Below are 18,705 nucleotides of genomic sequence, written 5' to 3'. Positions count from 1 at the left end.
GGTGAAGATCGCTGCACGATGCCACCTCCCCCGGCGGGGAGGAATTTCAAGGCAGCTCGGCCTTGGGAAAGCCCTGCCACGCCGCGTCATAGTCCGGCTGCGCGGTGTCGAGCGCGAATTGCGTCGGGCGATAGGGCCAGCACGTCTCGACCATGAACGCCATCGTCCCGTCGATCCTGTGCGGCTTGAGCTCGGCGTTGCTGGCGCTTTCCCAGCTCGCGACGTCGGGACCGTGTCCGGCCATGAGGTTGTGGAGCGAGAGCCCGCCCGGCGCGAAGCCCTCGGCCTTGGCGTCATAGGCGCCATGGATCAGCCCCATCGCCTCGCTCATCACGTTGCGGTGGAACCAGGGCGGACGGAACGTGTCCTCGGCGACCATCCAGCGCGGCGGGAAGATCACGAAGTCGGCATTGGCGCGGCCCGGCACGTCGCTGGGCGAGGTGAGCACGGTGAAGATCGACGGATCGGGATGGTCGAAGCTCACCGTGTTCATCGTGTTGAACCGGGCAAGATCGTAGCGCCACGGCGCGAGGTTGCCGTGCCACGCGACGACGTCGAGCGGCGAGTGGTCGAGCGTCGTTGTCCACAGATTCCCCAACGACTTTTGCACAATCTCGAACGGCGCGTCGCGATCCTCGAACCACGCCGCCGGGGTCTCGAAGTCGCGCGGATTGGCAAGCCCGTTGGCGCCGATCGGGCCGAGGTCGGGGAGGCGGAACAGCGCGCCGTGATTCTCGGCGACATAGCCCCGCGCCTCGCCATCGGGGAGCAAGGCACGGAACTTCACCCCGCGCGGCACCAGCGCGACCTGCCCCGGCGCGATGTCGATCCGGCCGAGCTCGGTGAGCAAGGTCAGCCGCCCGGTCTGGGGGATGAACAGCAGCTCGCCATCCGCGTTCACGAACACGCGCGTGTCCATGTCCGCGTTCGCGGCATAGACATGTACCGCGACGCCCTCGAGTTCGGCGGGATCGCGGTTGACCAGCATCGTCGTCATGCCGTCGATCAGGTCGGTGCCGGGTGCGGGCACGGCGACCGGGTCCCAGCGCAGGCGATTGGGGGGCAGTGGATCGCCCGGCGCGCCAACGGCGAAGCGCTTGGCGCCCTCGTAGCGCCGATAGGGCGGATGCGCGGCGCTTGGCCGCATGCGGTAGAGCCAGGAGCGGCGGTTCTCGTGCCGCGGCGCGGTGAAGGCGGTGCCGCTCAGTTGCTCGGCATAAAGGCCATAAGCGGGCCGCTGCGGCGAGTTGCGGCCGATCGGGAGCGCGCCGGCGACCGCCTCGGTCGAGACATGATTGCCGAAGCCGGGGAAATAATCGGTTGTCATCAAGCGATCCTACAAACCTTCTCCCTTTGGGAGAAGGAGGGGCCCGCGCGCGAAGCGCGCGGGAGGAAGAGGGTGAGCGGTTGCCGCGATTGCGACGCCCTCACCCTTCCGCCGCTTCGCGGCTCCTTCCCTCTCCCGGAGGGAGAGGGAATTTGGGCCGGACTCGCGCCGCGCAACGCTACTGGTGTCGCGGTCCGACTCCCCTCTCCAAACCTAGGCGTCGACCTTGATCACGCCCCTACGGATCTGGTCGAGCTCGATGCTCTCGAACAGCGCCTGGAAATTGCCGTTGCCGAAACCTTCATTGCCCTTGCGCTGGATGATCTCGAAGAAGATCGGGCCGAACATGTTCTCGGTGAAGATCTGCAGCAAAATGCCCTCATCGCCGACATTGCCGTCGATCAGGATGCGGTTCTTGCGCAGCCGCTCAAGGTCCTCGCCATGGCCGGGCACGCGCTTGTCGACCAGCTCGTAATAGGTCTCGATCGTGTCCTGCAGCTTGACGCCGCGGGCGCGCAGCCGCTCGACCGTGTCGTAGATGTCCGGCGTGGTCAGCGCGAGGTGCTGGATGCCCTCGCCCTTATATTCGCGGATGAACTCCTCGATCTGGCTCTTGTCGTCCTGGCTCTCGTTGAGCGGGATGCGGATCGCCTTGTCGGGGGCGATCATCGCCTGGCTGAACAGCCCGGTCGCCTGGCCCTTGATATCGAAATACTTCTGCTCCTCGAACCCGAACAGCGTCTTGTAGAATTCGCTCCACACCCGCATCTGGCCGCGCCGGACATTGTGGGTGAGGTGGTCGAGCAGGTCGAGCCCGACATTGTTCTCGGCCTCGGCCTGCTGCCAGCCGGGGATCTCCTCCCAGTCGGCATAGAGGTCTTCGCCATCCTGGATGAAATAGAGGTAGGAGCCGCCGATGCCGAGGATGACGGTGTCGTCCTCCGCGGTGCGCTCGGCGCCATGCGCCAGCGCCCATTTCATCGCAGCTTCGGGATCGGCGACGCGGAACGCCATCGCGCTCGCCGAAGGGCCATGCTCCGCGCGGAACTCGGCGACGCGGCCGGTCTCGTCGCGGTTGAGCATCAGGTTGATGCGGCCCTGCTTGTAGCGGGTGATGTCCTTGGTCGGGTGGCGGTGCGAGGGGACGAAGCCGAGCTGCTCGAACTGGCGCGCCATCGCCTCGGGATCGGGCGAGGTGAATTCGACGAACTCGAAGCCGTTGAGGCCGAGCGGGTTCTGGGGATCGGTCATGGCGTCTCTCCGGAAAACAGGCTTCCGGCCTAGTCGTCCGGACATTTGGTGTCAAATGATACTAGTTATCCCGCGCCGAAGTCGCGCCGGGCCGATCAATGTTCGCGGAACAAACGCCACATCGTCTGGCTGAGCGGCTCGAAGATATATTGCAGCGCGGTGCGCTTGCGCAGCGGCACCAGCACCTCGACCGGCATGCCCGCCCGCAGCCGGAAATCCGCGCCGCGCACCCGCCGGATCGCCTCAAGCTCGGAGGCGGGCACGGCGACCTCGGCGAGGAAATAGGGTTCGCCGGTGCGCTCGTCCTCGAAGCTGTCGGCGGACAGCCGCGTGACCTTACCCGACAGGATCGGCAATTGCCGGTCGTGCAGCCCGGTGAAGCGGATCTCGGCCCCCTGGCCGGCCTGGACGTCGTCGGCATCGCCGGGCGCGACGCGCGCCTCGATCACCAAAGCGGCATTCTGCGGCACCACGTCCATCAGCTTCTGACCCGGCGCGATCACGCCGCCGGGAGTGAAGACGCTGAGCCCCACCACCGTGCCGCTCGCTGGCGCGCGGATGCGCACGCGCTCGAGCTGGTCGCGCGCGGCACGAAAGCGCGGCTCGAGATCGGCGAGGCTGAGCTCGACATTGCGCAGCTCGGCGCTGCTCTTCTCACGGAAAGCGCGTTCGATCTCGAGCAGCTTGATCCGCGCCTCGCCCGCCTGCGTCGTCGCCTGGGCAGTGTTGGCGGCATATTGCCCCTCCTGCCCGAGCAATTCGGCGCGGGCGCGTTCGAGCGCGCGCAGCCGCGTCTTAGCGACATAGCCCTTGTCCGCAACGCCCTTGATCGCGTCGAGCTCCTCGGTGACGAGCCGGGCCTGCTGGCGCGAGGCTTCGGCCTGCTTGCGAAAGCCGGTGGCGCCCTGCAGCGACTGCGCGATCTGTTGGCGCATCGCGCCGGTCTGCGCGATGAGCACGGAGGCACGGGCGGCGAATTGCGCCTGCTGGCGCGCGACCGCGGCGTCTGCCTCGCTCCGATCCTCGCCGGTCAGCGCGGCGAATTCCACCGGCCAGCGCACCGCGGCTTGCCCCGCCTGCTCGGCGAGCAGCCGCGCGCGCTCGGCCTTGAGGCTGATCACCTGACCGCCAAGCGCGCGTTCCTGCGCGCGGACATCGGCGGCGGCGAGCTCGACCAGCAACTCGCCCTGCCGCACCCGCTGGCCCTCGCGTACCAGGATGCGCGCGACCACGCCGCCTTCGCGGTGCTGCACCGCCTGGCGCTGGCCGGAGACGGCGAGGCGGCCAGGCGCGAAGGCGGCGGAATCGAGCGGCGCGAACGCGGCCCAGCCGAGCAGCACGACGAAGAACAGCCCGGCGACGATCAGCCCGAAACGGATCTCGCGCCCCGGCCGGTCGTCAAGCATGGTCCCGGTTTCGGGCAGGGGCTCTGCCAGCGCGGTCATGCGCCTGCCGCCTTGTCCATGGCCGTTGCCGGTTTCGCGTCGCGCACCGCCTGGAGCCGCCCAATCACCTCGTCGCGCGGGCCGAATGCCTCGATCCGCCCGCCGCGCAGCAGCAGGATGCGGTCGACCACGCCGAGCACACCCATGCGGTGCGCGGCGATCAGCACGGAAGCCCCACGCGCCTTGGCCGCAGCGATCGTCCCGACCAGCCGCGATTCGCCCTCGGCGTCGAGATGCGCATTGGGTTCGTCGAGCAGCAGCATCGCCGGCGCGCGATAGACCGCACGGGCGAGCCCGATGCGCTGCGCCTGGCCCGCGGAAATGCCCCTGCCGCCCGGCCCCAGCAGCGTGTCATAGCCCTTGGGCAGATGCTGGATCAGGCCGTGCGCGCCCGACGCCTTGGCTGCTTCGACCACCGCCGCGTCGATCGCCTCCACGTCGTCGTTCAGTGCGCCTTCGAATCGCGAGATGTTGTCGCGCACGCTGCCCGCGAACAGCACCGTCTCCTGCGGCAGATAGCCGATATGCACCGCGAGCCGCTCGGAATCCCAGTCGGCGATGCTCGCCCCGTCGAAGCGGATCGTGCCGCCTGCGACCGGGGCGGCGCCCGCGATCGCGCGCAGCAGCGTCGACTTGCCCGAGCCGCTCGGCCCGACCACTGCGACGACCTCGCCCGGCTTCACGTCGAACGCGATATCGGTGAGGATCGCGGCATCGCCCGCCGGCGCCCGCACCGCGACACCCTCCAGCGTGATGCGGCCGGCGGGGGCGGGGAGGCGGGTCTGCGCGCCCCCCTCCTCGCCCGCGTCGAGCAGCTCGCCGAGCGCGGCATAGGCGTCGCGCGCCTGCACCACGGTGCGCCACGATCCGAGCAGCTGGTCGATCGGCGCGAGCGCGCGCCCGGCGAGGAACGAGGCGGCGAAGATCGCGCCGACCGAGATATCGTTCCCGATCGCCAGCCAGGCCCCAAGCCCGAGCGAGAGCGACTGCAGCACCAGCCGCAGGAACTTGCTGGCGGTGACGTAGCGGCTCGAGATCATGCTGGCGTGCGATTGCAGCGCCATCATCGTCTCGCGGTCGGCAAGGTGGCGCTGGACCAGCGCGCGGCGCATGCCGAGCGCGCGAACGATTTCGGCGTCCGCGGTCACCCGCTCCTGATCGGCATAGGCGCGCCGCGCCGCGAGGTTGGCGTCGTGCAGCGGGCCGTGCGTCAGCTTCTCGTTGCGCAGCGTCAGCAGTACCAGCACCGCCGCGCCGGTCAGGACGAGCACGCCGATCGCGGGGTGGATCAGGAAGCAGATCAGCACATAGACCGGGCTCCACGGCGCGTCGAACAGCGCGAGCATGCTGGGGCCGGTCAGCGCCTGGCGCAGCACGTCGAAGTCGCGCACCGCCTGGCGCGTGCCCGGACCACGCTCGCCGGCGCGCAGTGCGAGCCCGGCGTCGAGCAAGGGCTGGGCGAGCTGACGGTCGAGCCGCACGCTGGCGCACACCAGCAGCCGCGAGCGCACCCAATCGAGCAGCGCCAGCGCGATCAGCGCCACCGCCAGCGCGAGCGTCGCGAACAGCAAGGTGAGCGCCCCGCGCGTCGGCACCACGCGGTCATAGACCTGGAGCATGTAAAGCATCGGCGCGAGGAACAGCAGGTTGATCAGCGCGCTGAATCCGGCGGCGGCCAGGAAGTGGCGCCGGCACGCTTGAAGCGCGACCGCGAGCGTCGCATTGGGTGCTCGCCAGCCAGTGCGCATCGTCTCGCGTTTCCCCCTGGGCACGAGTCCCCGGAACCCGCGCGGTGCACTCTATCTGCCTCGCGGCATGTGCGACAAGCACGTTCGGTCAACCGCAAGAACGCCACTTGACCCGGTGGCGCGCTTTGCCTAGTTCGCGCGCTCGCTGCATGGCCCCTTCGTCTAGCGGTTAGGACGCGGCCCTTTCACGGCTGAAACACGGGTTCGATTCCCGTAGGGGTCACCACCTTCGCCTCCCAGAAGGTGTCAAGACATGCCATTAATGGCTGTTTTCTGCGGTTTTTCTGCGGTATAGACGGTTCATTCGGAACGGCTGGATACCACCACATACCAGCAAATCGATGGTATATCTGATGGTGTCGCGCCGGTCCCGAGATCGGAGATACCATCATGGCGCTTTCCGTTGTGGCGATCAAAGCGGCCAAAGGCCGCGCCAAGCCCTACAAGCTGACCGACAGCGACGGCCTCTATCTGCTGGTGGCGCCTAGCGGTGCACGCTACTGGCGGATGAACTATCGCCATCTCGGCAAGCAGAAGACACTGGCGTTCGGCGTGTGGCCCGACACCGGTCTTGCCGACGCTCGCGAGCAGCGCGACGCGGCCCGCAAGGTTCTCGCGCGCGGCGAAGATCCTGGAGAGAAGATCAAGCTTGAGCGGATCGCCGCGAGCGTCGCCGCCTCCAACAGCTTCAAGGCGGTCGCCGACGAATGGCTGGTGAAGGTCGAGAAGGAAGACCGTTCGGTCGTCACCATGAAGAAGCTGCGCTGGCTACTGGACTTCGTCAACGAGTCCATCGGCAAGCGCCCCATCGCATCGATCTCCGCGCAGGAGCTGCTGATCATGCTGCGCAAGATGGAGAGCAAGGGTAAATATGAGACGGCCAAGCGGCTGCGCAGCGCGTGCAGCCAAGTGTTCCGCTACGCCATCGCCACGGCCCGCGCCGAGCGCGACGTTGCCGCCGATCTGCGCGGCGCCCTGATCGCTCCCAAGCCGGTCCACCGGGCCGCAATCACCGGCCCCAAGGAAGCAGGTGGCTTGCTCCGCGCCATCGAGGCGTTCGAAGGGCATCCCAACACCAAGGCGGCGCTGCGGCTCTTGCCGCATGTGTTCGTGCGGCCCGGCGAGCTGCGTCATGCCGAATGGAGCGACTTCGATTTCGACAAGGCGCTTTGGACGATCCCGCCGCACAAGACCAAGATGCGGCGGGCGCATACCATCCCCCTCTCCCGCCAAGCGCTCGCTATCCTCGAAACCATCGAGCACGACACGGATTATAGCCGCTTCCTGTTCCCCTCCCTGCGTTCGGTTGACCGGCCGATGTCGGAGAACACGATCAATGCGGCACTGCGCCGCATGGGCTTCACACAGGACGAGATGACCGGTCACGGCTTCCGCGCCATGGCGGCGACGCTGCTCAACGAAATGGGCCTATGGCATCCCGACGCGATCGAACGGCAGCTTGCCCACTCTGACAACAATGCCGTGCGCCGCGCCTACACGCGCGGCGAATATTGGGACGAGCGCGTCAAGATGATGCAGCACTGGTCCGACCATCTCGACTTTCTCCGCGACGGCGCGAAGGTGTTCAAGGGCAGGTTCGGGAAGGCGAAGGCCGGGAAATGACCCGGCCTTCCATCATTGCATCTCGCTCCCGGCGCCCTTCTCGCGCCAGGTCGCCGGGTTGGCGATCCAACGGTTGACGGCTGACTCGTGCCATCCGGCACCATGGACGCTGATCTTCACTCGCTGGGGAAACGTGCCCTCGCCCATCTTTCGGTAGAGGGTGGTGCGGGAAAGACCAGTGCGGGCGAGCACAGTCTTGAGACGGATGATTCTTTCAACGCTGGACATGGGCTTACACTTCCATATTCGGTTGCTGACGATGCGCCCCGGCACAGGATCGAAAGCGCCGGCATCGAATGCAAGAGTGCCAAAACGGTGCCGATGAACTCCCTGGGTGCCAGCTGCGGCCAGTTACGGTCGGTTGCGGTGTGCTGCGGTGACGTTCGGTGACACACGGCGCCGAGAAAATTTTCCCGTGCCGTCCCATTCGCGGGTTGGAATCACCCCTTGTCCGAAGGAGGTCATCTCATTGCGGATTCTAGCCGGTGACGATTCGCGCCTTTGGACCGCCCCCTCTTGAAATCAGTCATCAGCGTACCGCGATTGTCCTTGCCAACCGACGGGGATTGCCGAAAGATTCTGGGATGCGCACCGATCTTGACCATCTTCCCCCTGCCAAGCAGCGCGAGCTGGAGCACGTGGTTGAGATCTTGTTCGAGGAGTTCCGCGCTGCGAACGAGAACGCCACAGCGCGCCGCAAAGGCGCGCAAATCCTCAAGATCATCCTGTTTGGCAGCTATGCGCGTGGCGACTGGATCGACGCGCCCCTGTCAGCCAACCAGTACAAATCCGACTATGATCTGTTGGTGATCGTTAATCAGGCAGAACTTGTCGATCGCGCCGCTTATTGGGCTAAGGCGGAGGAGCGACTGGTTCGCGCTTACACGATCGAGAAGACGCTGAGGACGCCGGTCAACTTCATCGTGCATTCCCTGCGTGAGGTGAACGACGGACTCGCCCACGGCCGCGTGTTCTTCATGGAGCTCGCGAGAGACGGCATAGCGCTCTACGACAGCGACGGCAGTGAACTGCATCAGCCCAAACCAAAAACACCCGCACAGGCTCTTGCTGCCGCCAAGGAGTATTTTGAGGAGCACATGGGGAATTCCGCTGGCTTCCTCAAAATTTTTCGCTTCTGTATGTCGGAGGGCGATTGGAAGCGGGCCGCCTTCCTCCTGCATCAGGCCACGGAAAATCTATATCAGGGCGTGCTGCTGACCCTGACCTTCTACACGCCATATAATCACAACATTGCTTTCCTTCGCTCGCTGGCAGAGGGGCTCGATCGGCGTCTTTTCGGTATTTGGCCTGAGACCACCCGCCGCGAGCGGGCGATGTTCCAGAAGCTCAAGGAAGCGTACACCAAGGCGCGCTACTCCAGGCATTACCGGATCAGCGAAGAGGAACTGAATTGGCTCGGCGCTCGCGTCGAGGAGTTAGGCCAGGGCGTCCATCAAGTCTGCTCGGAGAAGATCGCCGAACTCGAGAAGGCGGTTGCCTAGAATCGGCGGCCGCTTCGCGCCCTCACAGCGGTCATACGGCATGCCGGCCGGCGATCCCGAAAGCAGCCGTTCGGTTCACGCATAGACCGGGTGTCTGCACTCGGGTGGGAAGCGGTCATTAGGATGAGATGTTAACGTTGCTGATCCGAGTTCCCGGCGGCAGGTCCTTGACTTGCTCGTGGAGCTGACCCGCGATGTGAAGCTTCACGACGAATGACAGTTTCTGCATTTCATCAACGCCCATGTTCCCGCCGACAATGGGAGCAAGTCTGAAATCGTAACACTCGCCCGGTTCGAGAATTAGCCCCCTCCTGCGAGCGCCAATTACCAGTCCCGCAAACAACAGGTTGTCCCTTGCCTCTGCATCTTGAAGCATGGCGGCTAGCTCAGGAAGAGAGTTGGCGGCCTTCGAAAGCTTTCCTTCAATGGTGTCGATTTGATGGATGACACCGGCGCTGTCGCGGAGAAACACCTCGCCGAACGCCGACACCGCGATAGCCGTGAGACCCTTTAAGGGGAGCCATTTCCACCCATCGATTGCCCGAATGACGTCGACTTCTGGTATTTCTATGAAGAGGTAATCGAGCTCGGGCGGCCCGCCGATTGACGTCAGTTCGACGGAAATGAGCTGGACATCTTCATCCTTGCGCTTGCCGCGTCGGAACCAATCGCCAATGCCCATGAAATGCCCCCTTTGGCACTACTTGGATGGTGAGGCTAATGACCGCAATGGGTCGTTTCCCGACCGTCTGCTCCCGGAGCGGCCTCCGCACCTGCGAACGGCTCAAATTTGGGTGGTAAGTTGCCGTTCAGTAGATGGGCTCGCGTCGAACGCTGCTTCCCACATTTTGGCCGCAGGTCCACAGGTCTAGGGAATCGCGGCTTACTTTGTAGGTTGCGAACGCGACGAAATAATGTCGGCCATCGAATCCGAAGGACGTTGGAGGTCCCAAAATAAAACGACCAGCCGTGAGACCGTCTATCCCCGCTTCCTGCACCTTTATGTCAATTAGATCACGATCAATTTTTTCGTCACGTGAAACGTATCGGTATTCACGCCGCTTTGTCCCTATATCAGATAAGCACGGGTCGTCCGCCAATCTCTCCTCGATGTTCGCGACAAGTTCGGCAGGAGGACCATCGTCCGTGGCTATCACAAGCTCATTTGTTGGCGCGGCGGAGCAGCTAGCCAGCGAAAGTAGAGCGAGTAGATTTTGCAAGGCTACGCGCGACATTTGGGCAGTGTATCGACCATGCCAGCGTCCGCAATGGGGTCGTTTCCTGCCGTTCGAGATCGAGTCAGCCGTGCCGGCTGCTTGGCGCCCTCACAGCGGTCACTGATCGCTTAAAGTTTACTGCTTGAAAGCGGACACTTCTGATACCCGTCTGCTCCGGGGGAATTTGAGGTTTGCACAAACGGGTTTGGGGACCTCGGAGGCCAAATCTGCACGGCTTCTGCACATCGATCTGAACTCAAATCCTTCCGCGCGGCATCAATGGTGCGAATCGCGCGGGCATGAAGGGGCCAGACGGGAGCCCGCAACATGCCCTATCGATCACCCACCGCCCCACCTGGACCAATCGCGCTGCTGTTCGGAAGTGGATTGCCCGCCGCGGCGATATTGATCGAGCTGGTGACAGGCTGGTGCGCCGGGGCCTTCTTCGATCCGTTGCCCAGCTTCGCCCACTTGCTGCTGGTCAGCGCCGTGCCGATCGTCAATCTGCTGGTCTGGATGATGCTCCGCAGCGGGGCGGCCGCACCGAAATGGCTTGGGCTGGCGGCCGGGGCGGCAATTGCCGTCGCCGCGACCTATTCGTTGCCGTTTCTTCCGATCCTCCCGATCGCGATAGTCGCGATCATTTTCTTCGGGATTGGCCTGCTGCCCTTCGCGCCTCTGATCGCCGCCGCGCTGACGATCCGCTGGCTGCGGCGGGTCGAGCTATGGGAGGCCCCGATGGGGCGATGGGTCGCGCTTGGCGTCGGTACCGGCCTGCTGCTGTTGACCGCGGCGGATTTGCCGGCGACGGCGGTGCATCTCGCGCTCAACCGTTATGCCGGGTCGGCGGCGGACCAAACCGCCGCGGTCCGGCTTATGCGCGCCGTCGGCAATCGCGACATGCTGTTGCGGATCGCGCATGGCGGCGACGCCCGGGCCACCGGCCTGGTCAGCTGGCTGGTGTCGTCGTGGCGGGACGGCGCCTGGGGTCGCTCCCGCGCCAATGGCGAGGACGCGCGCGAGCTCTATTACCGCGTGACGGGCGAGGCGTTCAATGCGCGACCGCTGCCGACCGGCGGTCTTGCCGCTCGGCATCGCTGGCTTCGCTTCGACGAAGATCTCGGCGGCGAGCAGGTGGGCGCCCGGGTCGAGGGCCTCTCGCTCGCGAGCTCGCGTATCGATGTCGCGGCGGCGCCGGCGGACAATCTCGCCTACACGGAATGGACGCTGGAGGTCGCCAACGCCGCCGACGTGCAAAACGAGGCGCGCTTTACGCTCGCCATGCCCGAGGGCGCGGTGGCGTCGCGTGCGACGCTGTGGGTCAATGGCGAGCCGCGCGAGGCCAGCATCGCGGGCCGTGCCGAAACCCGTGCCGCTTATTCCAAGGTGGTCAATGCGCGGCGCGATCCGCTGCTGGTGACCACCGCCGGCGCCGGGCGGCTGCTGGTCCAGGCGTTTCCGATCCAGCCGCGCGACCGGATCAAGCTGCGGATCGGCTATACCGCACCTTTCGCGATCGCCGCCGATGGACGGCGCACCCAGGCCTTCCCCGCCATCGTCGAGCGCAATTTCGAGATCGACGGCGAGCTCCGGCACAATGGCTGGGTCGCGAGCGATGCGCCGCTGCGCTGGGCGGCGGGAATGCCGTCGCTGACGCGCGCGCCGCTGCGGGGCGCGTTTCGCGATGCCGAGCTGCTAGCCTCGCGCCCACGCTTCGAGACGACCAGGCTGGCCGCCCCCTCGCTGCGCACCGGCGAGATCGGCGGACGGGAGCCGATCGCGATCGAGCAGCACATCCGCCGGATCGCCGGGCACTCGTCGGCGCTGATGCTCGTGCTCGACGGATCGGCGCAAATGGCGGAGGCCGGGGCCGCGCTGACACGGGCGCTGGACGCGCTGCCCGCCCGGCTGCCGGTCGGGTTGGTCATCGTCGCGGACGCGACATCGACCGTCGATCCCGCACCCTGGTCGCCAACGCAACGGGCGCGCATCGTCGCTGCGCTGAGCGAGGCGAGCTATCGCGGCGGGCAGGACAATCTGCCGGCGTTGACCGACGCGTTCGCCCGCGCCGGCACGAGCGGCGGCACGGTCCTGTGGGTTCACGGCGCGCAGCCGGTCGATTTCGCCCGTTCGAGCGCCGCGCTCGGGCAGCTTCTCGAGCGCGGAGAGCGCCTGCCGCAGCTGATCCGCTACCAGACCTCGCCCGGCCGTGCGTTCACGGTGCAGGCTGCGCCACTATTCGAACAGGCGCGGATGGTCACGCCGGGCGCGGACATGACGGCCGACCTACGCGCGATCCTCGCCGGCATGTCCGGCCCGTCGTGGCGGACGGACTATCGCCGCGTGCCCGCCACAGGCGCACCGGCCTCCGCTCATCTCGTGCGGCTATGGGCCGCGCGCGAGCTGTCCGACGACGGCGGCGCGACCGGCGAGGCCCGCGACCGCGCGATCCTGCTGGCGCACCGCCTCAACGTGATCACCCCGGTCAGCGGCGCGGTGGTGCTGGAGACGGATGTGGACTACAAGAATAACGACCTGCCGGTCCCTAGCGCCGGCGACGTTCCAACCATTCCCGAACCGGAGGTCTGGGCGCTGCTCATCATCCTTGCCTCCTGTGCGGCGTGGATGCTGCGGCGACGATTCGCGTCGCCAGGGTTGCGCTTCGCATGATCCCGGCCCGGACCGCGCTGATCCTCGTGGGCCTGGCCTGCTGGGATGCGTGGAGTCTGCTCGCGGGACGGGCGAGCGATCCGGCAGAGATGGCGATGATCGCGCTACTGGCCGGCGGTCTGGCGTGGCGTGGCTGGCAGTCGCGGGACAAGCAGGTCCCCGCGCTACCGCTTGCGGGCATCCTCCTCTGCTACGCGCTCGTCAGCGTGAACGGGCCCGCGCTGCTGCAGATCGGTGTCGCGGCCGGGGCGATGTTGGTAGCCGCTACGGCCGGAATCCGTCTGCCGCGGCTGCCGATGCTCGGCCTCACCACGTTGCTGTTGCCGGTATTGCCCACGCTCGATTTCCTGCTGGCCTATCCGCTCCGGCGGGTGTCGGCACTAATCACCGTCGGCCTGCTTCGCGCCAATGGCATGGACGTCGGGCTCAACGGCGTGGCGCTCGAATGGCAGGGCCAGGCGCTGCTGTTCGACGGGCCGTGCAGCGGCGTGCGGATGTTGTGGGCGTCGCTGGTGCTGGCGAGCATTGTCGCGCTTGCCGGGGCGCAACGGCCGCTCGCCTACGCCCGCTCGCTGTTGGTCGCGACGGCGATCGCGATCCTCGGCAACGCGCTGCGCGCCGCCAGCCTGTTCTATGTAGAGCATGGGCGGATCGAGCGCCTGCAAGGCCCCGTCGCGCACGAGGCAGTCGGGGTAATCGCATTCGCGCTCGTCGCGGCCGGGCTCCTCGCCGTGCTGCGCCCGCAATGGCGGCCCCAATGACCGGCCGCCTCACATTGTTCGCCGCTGCTGGGCTCGCCGCCGCCGCGCCGCTGTTGTCCGGCACACGCGACGCCTTCCCGCCCGCACCCGCCTGGCCCACCCATTTCGAAGGCAGGCCGCTCAAGCGTATGTCGCCGACGCCGCTCGACGCGCGGCTGGCGCGCGACTTTCCCGGCCATATCGCCCGCTTCGAGGACGGGCGGCGTCAGGTCGTCCTGCGCAGCCTTGCCGCGGCGACGCGCCAGCTTCACCCCGCCAAGGACTGTTTCGGCGCAATCGGCTACCGCCTGCGTCCGCTTCCGATGGTCCGTCTGCCCGGTGGCGCACTCTCGTCCTGCTTCGAGGCGGCGCGCGACGGCGTGACGTTCAAGGTGTGCGAGCGAGTAATTGCTGTCGACGGAGCGAGCTATCCCGACATTTCGAGCTGGTACTGGCCGGCGCTGCTCGGCCAGTCGGCGGGTCCGTGGCTGGCGGCGATGACGGTCGAGCGCACCGGTTGACCCGCGGCCCTTTTCGGGAGAACCCATGTACGCGATGCGCCACCATATTCTGATCGTCGACGACGACCCGCATATCCGCGATCTGCTTGTCTTCGCGGTCGAGAATGCAGGGATGACGACCGACCAGGCCGAGGACGGTGACGCCGCGCTCGCGCGCATCGCCGCGCGCATGCCGGATCTTGCCGTGCTCGACATCAACATGCCCCGGCTGGACGGTCTCGACCTGTGCCGCCGGCTGCGCGCGGGCGCCGATGCTGCCGCGAACATCCCGATCCTGTTCCTGTCATCACGCGAAGACGAGATCGATCGCATCGTCGGCATCGAAATCGGCGGCGACGATTATGTGACTAAACCCTTCTCCCCGCGGGAGGTCGTCGCGCGGATCGGGGCGATCCTGAAACGGCGCAACTTGCACATCGCGCCGACACCGCCGGCCTCGGTGCTGCGCAATGGCCGGCTGGTGCTCGACGGCGACGCATGGGAAGCGCGAGTCGATGGTGCAATCGTGCCCACCACCGCGACCGAGTTCCAATTGCTGACCTTACTGGCGTCGATGCCGTCCAAGGTGTTCTCGCGCGATGCGATCATCGACCGCCTGCGTGGGCCGGGCTTCGCCCTCACCGATCGCACGATCGACAGCCATGTGCGCAACCTGCGCGCGAAATTCACCCGAGCCGGCTGTGACGATCTGATCGAAACGCGTCCGGGCATCGGTTATCGCCTGGGCAGCTGCGGTTGATCGCGCGGCTCAAGGCCGTCGCCAAACGCCATTGGCCGGCGCTGAGCCTGCGCACGATCCTGCTCGCCACCTTCTTGCTCGTCGCGGCCTTGCCGGGGGTCGGCGCAGTGTTCCTACGCGTGTACGAGAATACGCTGGTTCAGCAGACCGAAGCCGAATTGGTCGCGCAGGGCGCGGTCCTGGCGTCCGCCACGGGCATCGCCTGGAGGGACGCGCCGCGTGGACCGCGCGCGCCGCAGCCCGAGCCGCCAGCGATCGATCTGCGGAGCGATCCCGTGCTATCTCCGCAGCCGCGCGGCGCGCAGGCTGGACCCGCCGACCCCGCCGCCATTCGCGTCGGTCTCGTCATCGCGCCGATCGTTGCCGATGCCGCTGCCACGACCTTGGCGGCAACGCGGCTGCTCGACGCCAAGGGCGTGGTCGTGGTTGGCCAAGACGACATCGGTTTGAGCTACGCCGCGCTGCCCGAGGTCCGACGGGCGCTATCGGGCCAGGTGGCGACGGTGCTGCGCTCGCGCGACGGCAACGCCTACGGCATGCGCTCCCCGCTCAGACTGTTGAGCCGAGCGGCGGGAATCCGCGTTCATCATGTTCGCCCAGTGATCGTGAATAACAGGGTGGTCGGCGCGGTGATGCTGTCGCGCACCCCGCGCGGCCTGTTCGTCGGCATCTATCAGGATCGCGGTAAGATCGCGCTCGGTGTCATGCTCATCCTCCTCGCGTTGGTCGTGCTAGCGGCATTGCTGTCGCGCGGCATCGCAAGGCCGATTCAGGCGCTTGCGGCGGCGAGCGCCGAGGTCGCACGCGGCGGCGCGAGCGTGCCGGACACACCCGCCACCGCAGCAATCGAGATCCGCGAGCTCTACGCCAACTTTGCGGCGATGGCGCAGCGGGTGGATCAGCGGACCCGCTATCTGCGAGATTTCGCGACCGCAATGAGCCATGAATTCAAGACGCCGTTGACCGGCATCCGGGGCGCGCTTGAGCTGCTGATCGACCATGACGCAACCATGCGTCCCGAGCAGCGCCGCCGGTTTCTCGACAATGCGATGGCCGATACCGACCGCCTCTCCCGACTCGTCGGACGACTGCTCGACCTGTCCCGCGCAGACCTCGCCATCGCGACCGAGAATCCGCAGAGCGATGTCGTGGCGGTCATCCACGATTTCCGCAGCGAAGCCGAAACGGCGGACCTCTCGATCCAGCTCTATGCGCCATCCGATCCGGTGCTGGCGCGAGTCTTGCCGGAAACCTTGACCGCCGTGTTGGCGACGCTGGCCGAGAATAGTCGGCAGGCCGGCGCGACCTCCATCCGGATCTGGATCTCAACGAGCGACACGGACGCTTGGATCGATGTGATCGACAATGGCGAGGGGATTGCCGCTTCCGATCGCGATCGAATCTTCGAAGCCTTCTTCACGGGCCGGCGCGCACAGGGAGGAACGGGGCTGGGACTTTCCATTGCCGCTTCACTGCTTGGTGTGACCGGAGGGAAGTTGTCGCTTCGGGACACGAAGGATGGAGCGACCTTTAGGATCAGCATTCCCCGGGTTGCTGTCGCGGAATAATGCGCGGCAGCTAAGCGCCCTCTTTTCGGCCGTTCAGCCCGCCTGTCGACAATCCTGAAAGTTGCCATTCGTTCAGGTGAGATCGGGCGTCCGCTACGGGGTGGGAAGCAGCCATTCTCCTAAGCGAGATCGGCCGGACCGAGCACCCCGGCATCCCCGCGATGAAAGCGGGTGCCGTAGAGCGCTACGCCCTCTTGGCCGGGCAGCAGCATGGGCTTTGAGCGCCGCCCCTTGGTTAGGGCTTGAAGCGCGCTTCCGAAAGTCTCACCGACGAGCCAGCAGGCAGGGTGAATGAGACTGAAGCCCAGCACTTGCCCGCGCCCGGTAAGATAGAGTTCCGCATGGCCGCCGTCTTGCTCGGCTACTCCGACTATCTTCGTTCCGAGCACTGCCTCCCACTCGGCAACATCCGGAGCCGCATCGTTGACATGCCGAAAGGCGATTGACACGACGCTTGGGGCAGGGTTGCGCAGGACAACCCCTCCAAGCTCGGTCAGCACGGCGAAGCTTGGGTGATACATCGGCACGGCGGTATCAACAGCGACGCGCCGGTCTTCAAACCAGCCCGCGTTCCGAAAAACGGGTGCAATATCTGCCGGAATGACGCTCATTCCGCCAAGCTAGTATGCGGCCGCCAATGTCGGCAATGGGGTCGTGAGCAGACCGTCCGTTGCTGGGACGGCCTTTGCACCGATAAACGGCGTCAAATGGGTGGGAAGCGGTCGCTGGACAGGTTACCTTTGCCGCCAAAGAGGAGCGAGCATGGCGGTTGGCATCAAGGTCGGCAGCATCACTGACGAGATCGGCGACGGCGCTTTTTTGCACGCGTTTTATTCGACGGTCAGTGGTCGCTTGGAACGGCAATGGGGCCAGCGGTTTCCATCGCTCATGCAGCTATACAACGGCAGCCTTCCTTCTGAAGAAGCGTCGGCAGCGTTGACGGAACTTGCCGACATTAGCCGTGAACTGAGCGCGCTGCCGCCAGACGAAGTCATCTGGGACTTGGAAGATCGGACCAAGATGCCGCCGTGGGGGAGCGCGATAGCTGCGGATATCACGAACCTCTCGAACTACTTCGTTACTTCAACAGGCCGCGACTTAATCGGGGTCTTGCGAGAGGCGTTAGAAGCGTCGCGCGATGAACAAAAGATCGCGGAAATCGTGCGTTATTGAACGTCCGCAATGGGGTCGTTGGCCGACCGTCCCCCGCTGGGGCGGCGTCGTCAGCGGCAAATAGCTCGAAATGGGTGGCTAGCGGTCGTTAAACTCGGAAGTGGTTTATTGCAGAAATCGCGTCATCGAACCTGCGATCGGTGCCGAGAAGCGAGATATGCACATTGCTGTTAGAGAACGTTCGCCCGCCATTGGCGAAAAACCGTGACATACTGGTTCGATGATACTTCGCAGGATCGTGCAGCTTGAGAACGATGTCCCGCTGTCGATCCACAGCCGAAATCTTTACTTCAACGATCTCGCTCCACGGGATCAGTTTTGCTGACCAAGGGCGCCACAGTACCCCTCGGTGATCTACACGAAGTTGTTCGTTAGGCCCCAACAGGTTTACTGTGTGAGAAACGCCGCATAGTCCGAAAAACAGCGCGGTCACCCACCCGATTAGGTAGAGCCACCACGTGGGCGCACGCTTATACGGTAGGTCTCCGAACACGCCGATCAGTGCAAGTCCCATCACAACGAATACGATGGACCCCATGACAAGCGCTGCCGTTTTGCCAATGGATTTGCGCGCAACAAACGGGTGCATGTCGAAAAGTAGCTCGGGCCTTGAGCGTCCGCAATGGGGTCGTTTGCTGACATTCGAGCTCGAGCCTCGTGGGTCGGCCGCTAGGCGCCCTCATTGCGGTCGTTCAGCCAGCCTGCCGATAATCCCGAAAGCTGCCCTTCGTGCAGCTGGCCGCTCAACGGCGGCAATTGGGTGGAAAGCCGACATCCGCTGATCTAGCCTGTCTCAGATGGAAGATCGCAACCGTTGGATCATGCTTATCAAAGGCCTTCGGGTCGAGCACGACGTGAGCATTGTGGATGCAGAGCGCATTGCGCTGGCGGACCCGGCGTGGCGTCGGTGGGTCGAGCGGCAAATCAACAGCGACAAGCAATGTAGGCGGATGGCGTTGAGCCACATTCGCTACAATGGTGAACTGAGCCTGATCGAGCGCGATGGAGAATTGCTGAAGGTCCGATAAGGGGTCGTTGCTTCCGTCCGCTGCTGGAGCTGCGTCGTCACTATAGGAGCGGCGCGAGATGGGTGAATCGCGGTCTGGCAGCCTCGTTTGAATAGTCGCAGATAAACCCGTGATTGGCTTAAGGCCCACGTCAACGGGCGAGGGTTCAAAGAG

At 65.4% G+C, this 18,705-nt stretch carries 17 protein-coding genes and 1 tRNA gene; 10 read left to right on the top strand and 8 right to left on the bottom strand.

Going from position 1 to position 18,705, the window contains the following annotated elements; translation table 11 throughout:
- Nucleotides 1-46: 46 nt before the first annotated feature.
- From hmgA to OK349_RS17925, 4 genes are all read right to left on the bottom strand, one after another.
- The gene (gene hmgA / locus OK349_RS17940) at nucleotides 47-1,327 is read right to left on the bottom strand and encodes a homogentisate 1,2-dioxygenase (protein WP_265119275.1); all 1,281 of its coding nucleotides are present in this window, start codon (nucleotides 1,325-1,327) and stop codon (nucleotides 47-49) included.
- 213 nt (nucleotides 1,328-1,540) lie between these two features.
- Nucleotides 1,541-2,578 (bottom strand): 4-hydroxyphenylpyruvate dioxygenase, encoded by a 1,038-nt coding sequence (gene hppD / locus OK349_RS17935; RefSeq protein WP_265119274.1) that lies wholly within the window; start codon nucleotides 2,576-2,578, stop codon nucleotides 1,541-1,543.
- A gap of 95 nt (nucleotides 2,579-2,673) precedes the next feature.
- Nucleotides 2,674-4,023 (bottom strand): HlyD family type I secretion periplasmic adaptor subunit, encoded by a 1,350-nt coding sequence (locus tag OK349_RS17930; RefSeq protein WP_265119273.1) that lies wholly within the window; start codon nucleotides 4,021-4,023, stop codon nucleotides 2,674-2,676.
- The gene (locus OK349_RS17925; protein ID WP_265119272.1) at nucleotides 4,020-5,771 is read right to left on the bottom strand and encodes a type I secretion system permease/ATPase; all 1,752 of its coding nucleotides are present in this window, start codon (nucleotides 5,769-5,771) and stop codon (nucleotides 4,020-4,022) included. Before OK349_RS17925 ends, OK349_RS17930 begins: the two co-directional genes overlap by 4 nt.
- 151 nt (nucleotides 5,772-5,922) lie before the next feature.
- Between OK349_RS17925 and OK349_RS17920 the strand changes: the two genes are divergently transcribed.
- Both OK349_RS17920 and OK349_RS17915 read left to right on the top strand, forming a co-directional pair.
- A tRNA-Glu gene (locus OK349_RS17920) sits at nucleotides 5,923-5,997 on the top strand.
- Between the two features lie 164 nt (nucleotides 5,998-6,161).
- Nucleotides 6,162-7,394, top strand: coding sequence for a tyrosine-type recombinase/integrase (locus OK349_RS17915; RefSeq protein ID WP_265119271.1), 1,233 nt, complete (start codon nucleotides 6,162-6,164; stop codon nucleotides 7,392-7,394).
- Nucleotides 7,395-7,406: 12 nt separating this feature from the next.
- Here OK349_RS17915 and OK349_RS17910 read toward each other — a convergent pair whose 3' ends face one another.
- Entirely contained in the window at nucleotides 7,407-7,622 is a 216-nt protein-coding gene (locus OK349_RS17910; protein ID WP_265119270.1) for a helix-turn-helix transcriptional regulator, read from the bottom strand.
- A 356-nt stretch (nucleotides 7,623-7,978) separates the two neighbouring features.
- On the opposite strand from OK349_RS17910, the gene OK349_RS17905 reads away from it, so the two are divergent.
- Nucleotides 7,979-8,896, top strand: coding sequence for a HEPN domain-containing protein (locus OK349_RS17905; protein WP_265119269.1), 918 nt, complete (start codon nucleotides 7,979-7,981; stop codon nucleotides 8,894-8,896).
- A gap of 118 nt (nucleotides 8,897-9,014) precedes the next feature.
- Here OK349_RS17905 and OK349_RS17900 read toward each other — a convergent pair whose 3' ends face one another.
- Entirely contained in the window at nucleotides 9,015-9,578 is a 564-nt protein-coding gene (locus OK349_RS17900; protein WP_265119268.1) for a DUF1851 domain-containing protein, read from the bottom strand.
- 862 nt (nucleotides 9,579-10,440) lie between these two features.
- Between OK349_RS17900 and OK349_RS17895 the strand changes: the two genes are divergently transcribed.
- Genes OK349_RS17895 through OK349_RS17875 form a run of 5 tightly spaced genes read left to right on the top strand, consistent with a single transcriptional unit; the run spans nucleotide 10,441 to nucleotide 16,351 of the window.
- Nucleotides 10,441-12,783, top strand: a complete 2,343-nt coding sequence (locus OK349_RS17895; protein WP_265119267.1) for a VIT domain-containing protein — start codon at nucleotides 10,441-10,443, stop codon at nucleotides 12,781-12,783.
- Nucleotides 12,780-13,544, top strand: coding sequence for an exosortase/archaeosortase family protein (locus OK349_RS17890; protein ID WP_265119266.1), 765 nt, complete (start codon nucleotides 12,780-12,782; stop codon nucleotides 13,542-13,544). The genes OK349_RS17895 and OK349_RS17890 overlap by 4 nt, the downstream gene beginning before the upstream one ends.
- A complete protein-coding gene (locus OK349_RS17885; RefSeq protein ID WP_265119265.1) occupies nucleotides 13,541-14,044 on the top strand; it encodes a hypothetical protein in 504 nt (167 codons plus the stop codon). The genes OK349_RS17890 and OK349_RS17885 overlap by 4 nt, the downstream gene beginning before the upstream one ends.
- Before the next feature lie 25 nt (nucleotides 14,045-14,069).
- Nucleotides 14,070-14,783, top strand: a complete 714-nt coding sequence (locus OK349_RS17880; RefSeq protein WP_265119264.1) for a response regulator transcription factor — start codon at nucleotides 14,070-14,072, stop codon at nucleotides 14,781-14,783.
- Nucleotides 14,780-16,351, top strand: coding sequence for a sensor histidine kinase (locus tag OK349_RS17875; protein WP_265119263.1), 1,572 nt, complete (start codon nucleotides 14,780-14,782; stop codon nucleotides 16,349-16,351). The genes OK349_RS17880 and OK349_RS17875 overlap by 4 nt, the downstream gene beginning before the upstream one ends.
- A gap of 119 nt (nucleotides 16,352-16,470) precedes the next feature.
- Here OK349_RS17875 and OK349_RS17870 read toward each other — a convergent pair whose 3' ends face one another.
- Complete coding sequence (locus OK349_RS17870; RefSeq protein WP_265119262.1) at nucleotides 16,471-16,962, bottom strand: SUKH-3 domain-containing protein; 492 nt, start codon at nucleotides 16,960-16,962, stop codon at nucleotides 16,471-16,473.
- Nucleotides 16,963-17,113: 151 nt separating this feature from the next.
- On the opposite strand from OK349_RS17870, the gene OK349_RS17865 reads away from it, so the two are divergent.
- Nucleotides 17,114-17,524, top strand: a complete 411-nt coding sequence (locus OK349_RS17865; RefSeq protein WP_265119261.1) for an immunity 70 family protein — start codon at nucleotides 17,114-17,116, stop codon at nucleotides 17,522-17,524.
- An 88-nt stretch (nucleotides 17,525-17,612) separates the two neighbouring features.
- Here OK349_RS17865 and OK349_RS17860 read toward each other — a convergent pair whose 3' ends face one another.
- Nucleotides 17,613-18,113, bottom strand: coding sequence for an STM3941 family protein (locus tag OK349_RS17860; protein ID WP_265119260.1), 501 nt, complete (start codon nucleotides 18,111-18,113; stop codon nucleotides 17,613-17,615).
- A gap of 208 nt (nucleotides 18,114-18,321) precedes the next feature.
- On the opposite strand from OK349_RS17860, the gene OK349_RS17855 reads away from it, so the two are divergent.
- Nucleotides 18,322-18,552 carry a hypothetical protein gene (locus OK349_RS17855; RefSeq protein ID WP_265119259.1) on the top strand — a complete coding sequence of 77 codons (231 nt, stop codon included), beginning with the start codon at nucleotides 18,322-18,324 and terminating at the stop codon, nucleotides 18,550-18,552.
- The last annotated feature ends 153 nt before the right edge of the window (nucleotides 18,553-18,705 follow it).

The organism is Sphingomonas sp. BT-65 (assembly GCF_026107375.2).
In the GTDB taxonomy this organism is placed as follows: Bacteria; Pseudomonadota; Alphaproteobacteria; order Sphingomonadales; family Sphingomonadaceae; genus Sphingomonas.
The sequence above is the reverse complement of the archived record's forward strand: the minus strand, read 5'-3'. Positions and strand labels throughout refer to the sequence as shown.

Coding starts and splice junctions, on each gene's coding strand:
- hmgA (WP_265119275.1), bottom strand. CDS start 1,327: ATGACAACCGATTATTTCCCCGGCTTCGGCAATCATGTCTCGACCGAG.
- hppD (WP_265119274.1), bottom strand. CDS start 2,578: ATGACCGATCCCCAGAACCCGCTCGGCCTCAACGGCTTCGAGTTCGTC.
- OK349_RS17930 (WP_265119273.1), bottom strand. CDS start 4,023: ATGACCGCGCTGGCAGAGCCCCTGCCCGAAACCGGGACCATGCTTGAC.
- OK349_RS17925 (WP_265119272.1), bottom strand. CDS start 5,771: ATGCGCACTGGCTGGCGAGCACCCAATGCGACGCTCGCGGTCGCGCTT.
- OK349_RS17915 (WP_265119271.1), top strand. CDS start 6,162: ATGGCGCTTTCCGTTGTGGCGATCAAAGCGGCCAAAGGCCGCGCCAAG.
- OK349_RS17910 (WP_265119270.1), bottom strand. CDS start 7,622: ATGTCCAGCGTTGAAAGAATCATCCGTCTCAAGACTGTGCTCGCCCGC.
- OK349_RS17905 (WP_265119269.1), top strand. CDS start 7,979: ATGCGCACCGATCTTGACCATCTTCCCCCTGCCAAGCAGCGCGAGCTG.
- OK349_RS17900 (WP_265119268.1), bottom strand. CDS start 9,578: ATGGGCATTGGCGATTGGTTCCGACGCGGCAAGCGCAAGGATGAAGAT.
- OK349_RS17895 (WP_265119267.1), top strand. CDS start 10,441: ATGCCCTATCGATCACCCACCGCCCCACCTGGACCAATCGCGCTGCTG.
- OK349_RS17890 (WP_265119266.1), top strand. CDS start 12,780: ATGATCCCGGCCCGGACCGCGCTGATCCTCGTGGGCCTGGCCTGCTGG.
- OK349_RS17885 (WP_265119265.1), top strand. CDS start 13,541: ATGACCGGCCGCCTCACATTGTTCGCCGCTGCTGGGCTCGCCGCCGCC.
- OK349_RS17880 (WP_265119264.1), top strand. CDS start 14,070: ATGTACGCGATGCGCCACCATATTCTGATCGTCGACGACGACCCGCAT.
- OK349_RS17870 (WP_265119262.1), bottom strand. CDS start 16,962: ATGAGCGTCATTCCGGCAGATATTGCACCCGTTTTTCGGAACGCGGGC.
- OK349_RS17865 (WP_265119261.1), top strand. CDS start 17,114: ATGGCGGTTGGCATCAAGGTCGGCAGCATCACTGACGAGATCGGCGAC.
- OK349_RS17860 (WP_265119260.1), bottom strand. CDS start 18,113: ATGCACCCGTTTGTTGCGCGCAAATCCATTGGCAAAACGGCAGCGCTT.
- OK349_RS17855 (WP_265119259.1), top strand. CDS start 18,322: ATGGAAGATCGCAACCGTTGGATCATGCTTATCAAAGGCCTTCGGGTC.